We start from the raw sequence: 8453 nt of genomic DNA on the forward strand, positions 1-8453 counted from the left end.
CATTATTTACTGTTTAATATTTCATTTGCATAACGTGCGTAATGGCCTTGCAGACCGTCGGCGTACCGACGGAGCACCTCTTCCCCGATGCCGTCCTGGTCGCCGCATAGGTAAAGGGCTCTTGCCAGATGCAATTCCTTTAATGCGAGGTTACGGGTGGACGTGTCGTTGAGGTCGGGAACGGCACTGCTGCGTGCTTCGGCATACGAAAGGATCGAATGGCCCCGTACGCCCGGTGTCGTCAGCAGGGTCGCCAGTACGGGAACGGCTTCGCGGCTGCCAATTGCCTCGGTGGCCATGGCGATGGCACGGAAGTGGGAGAGATAGTCTTCCGGCTCCAACTTCTTTGCCTTTTCGAGTACGGCGGGAAGTGTAGAAGTGTCGCGGGCATTCCCTAATGAGGTGATCAGAGCATCCAGGCGGCTGAGGCACATGCCGAACTGTCCCATGCCGGTATAGTGCCAGCCTTCGTCCCAATCCTTATATTGCCGGATGGCTTCTGCCAGTATCGGAGCATGCTTCCCTTCACCTAAGATACAAAGGATGCTGGCAAGGATCACTCTCTCTTCCGGCATGGTTGCTCCGGCGATTTGTTTGCCGGCGAGCCGGATGCAACGTTCGGGATCGGTCAGCAATATTTCGAGTCCTTTGTAGTTGTCTGTCACGCCGGCGAGCGCCTTTTTCATCTCGGAATTGCTGAATCCCTTGAACTCCTTATCCGTCAACACCCGTTCCGGAAGGTTGCCGATCTTGACTAAATGGCGTTGTACCTTCTTGATGTCTATCTTTCGGGGAGATTTGTTTTCCTTGACACACAAGGCGGAAAGGTAACCGACTGCATATCCCTGGTTTTGCAGGCAGGGCTGCATACGGATCACCGGCATGGCATCCCGGTGGGCACTTGCTCCCAGGCCGGTTGTCAGGATACCTTCCAATCCTTTCGGTAACAGACAGCGCAACGGGACATCCGCATCATAGATCTTGTGCCGCTTTTCCGGCGGGTTCAGGATGAAGAACGGGTCGATGATCATGCCGTGCGTGTCGAACGAACTTTTGTGGTAAGAGATCGTGTCGGGGTAACGGCGGTGGTTGATCACGTCGTAGACCGAGATGATGTAGTCGCCTATGATCCGGCGGCGTTCGCGTGTCTGGGGAATTTTGACCAGGTCGTATTGCCCTTCCAGTTTTGTCTTGGCTTGGACGAAAGCGCGTGAGACATCCAGGATATCCGTGTCATCAACGAACAGCCAGTCGTTATTGTTGTAATAGTCGCCCGGCGCCCATTTGCCGGTTCCCGCACCTTGTACGGCGAGTGTTTTTTTACCAGTATAATCGAACGCTGCACCGGCTGCAATGGCTATATCTGCGCTTCCGGTACTGTCGATCAGAACTTTGGACAGGATGACGCCTCGTCCGAAGGGGGTGGCGACTACGACTCCTTTTACCTGGTTCCCTTCAGTCAAAGCCCCGCATCCCATCACGCCGAACCAGAGTTTGCCTCCTGCCTGTAACAGTTCTTTGCGATGCCATTCCATTTTCCAGTCGGCGGGGAAACGTCCTTCCCCTTTGGGCTGTCTCGGATGGTCTTCGGGGGCCATTGCCAGGACACACTTGTCTATATGGGCCGTATATCCGCCCCGGAAGCCGTCCCAGTAGACCCCGATCATCCCTAACGTGCTCAATCCGCCAAGCCCGTGCAGGTATTCCAGCACTAATGTATCGGCTCCCTGTTTGGCTGCCGATATGCCGGCTGAAGCGCCTGCCGTGCCGCCTCCCATTACCACGACGTCATAACTTCCTAAAACCGGAAGTGCACCTGCGGGGGAATCTACGAAGCCTTTTTGCAGGGACGGACGGAGCGGGGAAAGCAGTTCGCCTGTTTCTCCGTAGTTCGAAGCGTTTACTTTCGGTTGGCGGACGGTGGCCTGGGCCGGTACGGGCATATCCTTTATCTGTCCGGCGACCATCTCGCCCATCATTTCTCCAATGAACAGGGCCGGTACGGGGCGCATCACTTGGCCTGCCAGCTCTCTCGGTATCTCTGCACAGGGACCGAGTACCCACAGGTTCGCGATATTCTTTGATTTGAACGCTTGCATCGGCAGTTTGCGGAGGGATGCCGGATTCCCGTTATATGCCTTCTCGCTGATAATCGTCTGTTTCGGAATATACCAGAGCAGATCCGAGCTATCGACCTGTTCTATGTCCCAGGTCCGGTTACGGATGATCTGTTCGGCCTCCGCCAGTGAAGCATACGAGTCGTCTTTGAGTGGTAAACGGAATGTGTAGCGGGTGACCGGATAGTTTTTTTCGCCAACCTTGACGGGCTGGGACAACGCTTCGGCCCGGATAATTTCAGGCGCTTCTTTCGGGGTATTTCCTACTACGGTATAGCAGAATTCCTGCATACCGGCGGTAAAAGGTTTACGTTCCGCTCCTGATAGCGCGGCAACGGAAGCATTGTGTGTCGCGTCGATAATCGCTTTGCAGCGGATAGCCTGTCTGCCCGAACGGTTTGCCATCACGACGCCCGCAGGTTTACCGGACGGGTCTGTCAGCACATTCGTCACGTAGCTGCTGTAAAGGAACCGGACGTTGTTGTCGATCAGCTCGTCTTCCAGCGTTTTCTTTATATGAAGCGGAGTCGGGAAATTTTTCCCCGGAAAGAGCTTGCGTGCAAGTGCCGTCTGCGGTTTTTCCCCTTCCTCCCGTTCGTAGAGATGCGAGCCGCATATGTCTTCACCTAAATAAGGCATATAGCCGATCAGATAAACCCGGCTGCCCGCTTTCGCTGCGGCCACAGCGGCGGCAATGGCACGTGCACTTCCTCCCGCGACCACAAGGTCTGCTTCTGCAATCACCGGAATCTTACGCGCCCCTTCATGGCAGAACCCTTCATCGGGAACGGCTGACTGCATCGCGGCCTTTGCTTCCGTCACGCTACCTAAAGAGGCTAATGCGCCTCCTGCCGCCGTTACTTTTAAAAAATCACGTCGTGTAATCATGGTATTCTCTTTTTATACTGGTCTTTATGGGAGCCATAAAGATAAGAATTTTATTTTTTAGGAACTAATATAATCGCATCGGCAAATAAGGCTCCTTTCGAACGGCTGCCGTCAATCCTGATAGAGGATGTCCAGCTACCTTTCTCAAACTCGTATGTGCCTAAACTTACCCATGAACCTTTATAAGATCTGGGCGATATTTCTACTTGCTTGGTGCCTCCTTTTCCGGTAATGTCAAAAGCCATAACTTCGGGCATCTCTTGGTCGGGAAGGGCTGTGCAGTAAAAGAAAACTTCATATGTGTCCGCTTTTTTGATAACAGGCATAAAGGTGAAAGAGCAGTCGTTCTTCTGGTTCGCCGACTTTAAGAAGCTGTTCTTGTAATGTGCTCCGAAACTTTTTTGCCAATGTCCGGATCTTCCTATTTTGTCTATATCGCTGTCATCGACTAATATTTCCGGAGTGGAACCATCCAGATAAGGATTCTCTTTCAGGATTCTCCTCAGCTTGATTACGTCTATTGTCTGGACGTCGGTATTATCGTCGATCGCTAATGCCGATGCTACGGCTGCCGACTGTCCCAGCACCATAAAGACCGGTTCCATCCGGATCGATCCGAAAGCGATATGGGTGGAAGAAATACATACGGGGACCAGTAGATTAGTACATTCTTCGCGTTTAGGCGTAATGCTCTTATACGAGATCGGATAGGGTGGGAAGCCATGATATTGGACATCCCCTTCATTTTTCACCATACCGTTTGTCACGATACGTTGGCAATTATGGGAGTCCATCCCGTAGGCAGCCATTCCGATCGCATCTCCCACAGTCTCTTCTCCCTGGCAATTCTTTTGCGTCATGATATATTCCCCGTTCAGACGGCGGGCTTCACGCACGTATAGCTGGGTCGGGAAGTTATCATTGTCTACAAATTCATCTTTCGCCCATCCGAATCTGGAAACCTGGTCGCGAAGTTCGGCGGGAACTCTTTCATCGTGTGTAAGGAAATAGAGTAGCCCTTTTGTGTAGTCTACATGTTCCTGCCAGATCCGTTCGCGGGTTGCGTAGTCGCCATCCGGATATTCATAGTTCATACCGATCATATCGGTCGATAGCGGCCCTCGGTTATTCACATCATATTTATTATCCGGCATCATGCCCCAGTTGAATAAGAGATAATTGTCTATGTGTAAATCCATTTTACGGATAGCACGTGCCAATAGTTCGTATTTGGCCGGATCATAGTTCGCCGGTTTCTCGAACGGGCGTTGATTCTCTTTCTTGTCGGTGAGGCATAGGCGGAAATTGTATGCTTGTACGAGTTTATCTCCGCTACCTCTTTCTTGCAGTGTGTTCGGTTGGATTCCCCAACATAAGCCACTGTTCGGATCTCCTTCTTTCAGATACGGGTCGACTCCGTCCGGAAATTGGTGCCAGATAGACATCTGGACTCCGTTGAGGGTCTCGTCCTGTTCTTCGTTTCCTTCACGTCCGACAAAGTAGGAGACGCCGGCTTTTGCCATCAAATCGCCTTCATACGAACAATCGATGAATTGTTTGGCCTTGACCTGTATCAAGGTCTTTTCATCCGGTTGCCGGGAGTCTTCCAACGTGATACTTTTTATTCTTTTATTCCGGACTTGAGCATCTGTTATGCGGCGATAATACAGGACATCTAAATCTGCATCTTTCACAAAGCGGTTCATGGTTGCAGTCGCGACACTCGGCGGGAAGGTCCATTGCTCGAATTTATTATAATGCTCTCCAATGCGACGATAGAAAAGGCGTGCCAATCCGGTAACTGCATATTTGTTCCCGATATCCGTCATCCCGAGACCGCCGGTTGTCATACCTCCTAAATATTTCCCCGGTTCAATCAGAAGGACGGATTTACCCATTTTTTTTGCAGAGTAGGCAGCTACAACGCCTGCGGATGTTCCCCCGTAAATGCAAATGTCAACTTCTTTGGCAGAAGCGGATATATTTTCCTTGTTTTTTAGATGGCAGGAAAATAATGCTATACAAAGAATAAGAGGAAATAGTTTGTACTTCATAATGGTGATATTTGTTAAACGAAGCCTCGATTATAGGTTCTCATTGTTGAAATGCCAAAATCGAGGCTTCGATTGTTACGAATCAATATCCGTTGTTTTGCGTCAGATTGCCGTTGACCAAGATATCATTGGCTGGAATAGGCCACAGATAGTTTTTAGTTGGGTCAAAAGACATTTTGTAAAACGTGGTGATATATCCGGCACTTTCCATAGGAGCAAGATTGGGCAGCCCGTTTTCATCGATTGCCGGTATGCCACCGATGGGATAATTGCCTTCGTCCCAGTTCTTTAACAAAGTTATGAAGTCTTGAGACAATTCGATGTTTGATTCATTGCCGGTCAAACCATTCCAATTGGCAGAATTAGACCAAGCGCGATTCAAGTAATACATGGACTTGTTGTGCGATTTTTCAGCAATGCGCCAACGCAGCAGGTCGCGATAACGTATCCCCTCGAACGCAAATTCCGAACGGCGGTCCATACGGATAATTTTACGCAGAGCTTCTTGTGATTGCATTTCTACGCGAGGGTAAGCGATACCCGTTTCGCGATAGGCACGTTCCCGGATCTGATTGATCGTTTTGTCCAAATCATCTTGTGTACATTGTCCCATTTCGTTCTTCGCTTCCACATAAGTCATCAATATCTCGGCATAACGCAGGTATGGATAGCAGTTGTCTGCTTTCAGATTATAATTGTTGAAATCTTTCCAGTCATCCTTTACGAATTTGCGGAGAATCAGTCCGTTATAAGCAGAATGTTGATTCGATGCTTTGGAGTCGGTGTTGACTACCATCTTACCGGTAGAGACTTCGTAGACTGTATTTGCATAAGGACTGGGATTGAATTCGTAACCTAATGTGATATAGTCCGGATATTTTTCAGGGAATGTCCCGTCTTTTTTGGACTGTTCATATTCTGCATAATCGGCAGAGTATTTAGTTTTGAAAGGTTGGATCGTCATCGCCAGGCGCGGGTCTCGGTTGGCAAACGGATCTTTCGGATTATAGAGCGGTGACTTGTCAATAGGCAAACCGTCCGTGCAGGTGTAGGAACAGAACAGTTCCAATGATGGACTTTGGTTACAGTGACCGCCGATTTTGCGTATGACAAAGTCACGTACATTTTCCATGAAACCGTATCCTTTCTTTAATGTCAAGTCGCCTTTGAAATAAAACATGAATTCGGGAGAACTGGATGCTTGGAACATTTCCCTATAATTGTCGTGCAATTTGTAGACTCCGAGCTCCATGCATTTTTGTGCAGCATCGACAGCGGTTTGCCAGTCTTCGTGGAAAAGGGCAAAACGGGCTTTGAAACCGAGGGCGGCTCCTTTGGTCGGTCGTTGCTGGCCTTTGTAGGAGTCGGGCAGGTATTCGGCTGCTTTGTCCAAACACTCGAAAGCATATGCAAGTACTTCGCTTTTGGGTGAGCGGGTCGCTGCGTATGCTTCATCTAAAGTCATACCTTTATTCAACACGCAATCTCCATAATAGGCAGTCAGTTCACAATAAGCAAACCCCAACATGAAGTAAGCCTCTCCTTTGTATTGGTTTACTTTGCTTTCGCTGATTCCGGTCGCAGAGCCATTGTCCAATGCTTGGATTACTTTTGTTGCACGGGCGATGGACTTGTATAAGGAGCTCCAACGTGTGGAGGAGGTTCCCCATTGAGAAGTGACTGTCCCGAGCGTAACTTCGTTGGAACCATTGCGGTTCAACAAATCATCATCCCAATAGATAGCATCGATCGGGAAGAAGTCCGGTCTCCACAAATCGTTAAGTGCCATTTCTATTTCGGTTTCATCGTGATACCAATTTTCGCTCGATCCTTCGGAAAGCGGATTTAGGTCGAGGTCGGCACAGGCTGTCATGCTTAGTGCGACTATTCCGGTCAATAGATATTTGTTTATTTTGTTCATAACAGGATTCTTTAATTAAAATGAAACATTCAAGCCAAAGATGTAAGAAGACATAATTAGGTCTTTTGTGCGATCCCCCCATTCCGGATCGAATCCTTCGGGATATTTCGAGAAAGCGGGCAGGTCATTTGCACTGAAATAGACCCTCAGCTTGTTGACAAAAAACTTCTTCGTGAGTTCAGATGGGAGCGTATAACCTAATGTGATGTTTTTGATACGCATATAAGCTCCGTTGAAAATGTAGAAGTCGCTTTTTGCATAAATATTGGCACTATTGGTCGTCAGCTTCGGATATTTTGCCTTGGCATTTTCCGCATCCGTCGCTGTCGGGCTCCAATGGCTTTCGATCAGATTTACCGGACAAGCATATGCTTGATAATTGAAGGGCGTACCGGGCCAATTCCAATAGGCTAATTGATGTCCGATCCCTTGAAATGATAAGTTAAAATCTATGCCTTTCCATTCAGCCCATAGAGATCCGCCATATTGCATTTCCGGTAGGGAATTGCCCAAGCGTACACGATCGGTGGAAGCGGTGATCTTGCCGTCTCCGTCTATATCTTGGTAACGTATGTTACCGGCTTTATCATTGTTAGTCAGAACCGGAATTTTATTGCCGTTTTCATCTGACATGGCAGCGTCATTCAAGATAATGCCCATACTTTTGTATCCGTACCATTCATTAAAATAAGATCCTTCTTCGGTGATCTTGTTGTCATCGATTTTCTGTCGGTTTGCCATGTATCCCATTTTGGAACGATAATCGGACAAGTTGAAACTTACACCGTAGCGGAAATCGTTGATTTGATCGCTCCAGGAAAGTTCAAGATCCCAACCTTTCGTGTTCATATCGGCTGCGTTGTTTTGCGGTGCGTTATAACCGAAATAGGAAGGGAATCCGACTTCCATTAACATATCTGTCGTCTTTTTGTAGTAATAATCGACTGATGCACGAAGTCTGTTGTTTAGCAAGGTGATGTCAGCTCCGAGACCATAGGTGGTTGTCGTCTCCCATGTCAGGTCGTTGAAAGCATAATCTGTCTGGTAGGCCGTTTGCACGACGTCTGCCACTCCTGTAGTCGCATTTGGTATGAAGCCTGTACCAAAACTGAGAATTGCCTGATAGGGAAATTCCTTACCTAAGCGTTCGTTACCCAATTGTCCGATCGAACCGCGTAGCTTTAAATAATCTACAACGTCCTTGTTGAACCAAGGTTCTTCGGAAATAACCCAACCTGCACTGACGGATGGGAATGTACCCCATCGGTGACCGTCGGCAAAGCGTGAAGAACCATCCGAGCGGATATTGGCTTGCAGTATATAGCGGTCTGCCCATGAATACATGATTGTAGATAATAACTGAAAAGTACTCCACTTAGTAATTGAAAAGTATACCACTAAGTGCGTCTGATTAGACGGTTCAAATATAGTTATTTTTCATTGGATTTCAACATTTTTTGTGTTTCTTTCACG

General features: G+C 48.4%; 4 protein-coding genes. All 4 read right to left on the minus strand.

Annotated features, from left to right (window positions below; genetic code table 11):
- Positions 1–2: 2 nt before the first annotated feature.
- Complete coding sequence (locus ACW6QF_RS14815) at positions 3–3005, minus strand: FAD-dependent oxidoreductase (RefSeq protein ID WP_456088386.1); 3003 nt, start codon at positions 3003–3005, stop codon at positions 3–5.
- Between the two features lie 50 nt (positions 3006–3055).
- Positions 3056–5059, minus strand: coding sequence for an FAD-dependent oxidoreductase (locus ACW6QF_RS14820; RefSeq protein WP_456088387.1), 2004 nt, complete (start codon positions 5057–5059; stop codon positions 3056–3058).
- An 82-nt stretch (positions 5060–5141) separates the two neighbouring features.
- Complete coding sequence (locus tag ACW6QF_RS14825; protein WP_298553918.1) at positions 5142–6980, minus strand: RagB/SusD family nutrient uptake outer membrane protein; 1839 nt, start codon at positions 6978–6980, stop codon at positions 5142–5144.
- Positions 6981–6995: 15 nt separating this feature from the next.
- Entirely contained in the window at positions 6996–8414 is a 1419-nt protein-coding gene (locus tag ACW6QF_RS14830) for a SusC/RagA family TonB-linked outer membrane protein (protein WP_456088392.1), read from the minus strand.
- Between the last annotated feature and the right edge of the window lie 39 nt (positions 8415–8453).

It is taken from the genome of Parabacteroides sp. (assembly GCF_977054455.1).

Bases quoted from the DNA above. Each gene is read 5' to 3' on its own strand.
- ACW6QF_RS14825 (WP_298553918.1), bottom strand. From the start codon at position 6,980: ATGAACAAAATAAACAAATATCTATTGACCGGAATAGTCGCACTAAGC.
- ACW6QF_RS14820 (WP_456088387.1), bottom strand. From the start codon at position 5,059: ATGAAGTACAAACTATTTCCTCTTATTCTTTGTATAGCATTATTTTCC.
- ACW6QF_RS14815 (WP_456088386.1), bottom strand. From the start codon at position 3,005: ATGATTACACGACGTGATTTTTTAAAAGTAACGGCGGCAGGAGGCGCA.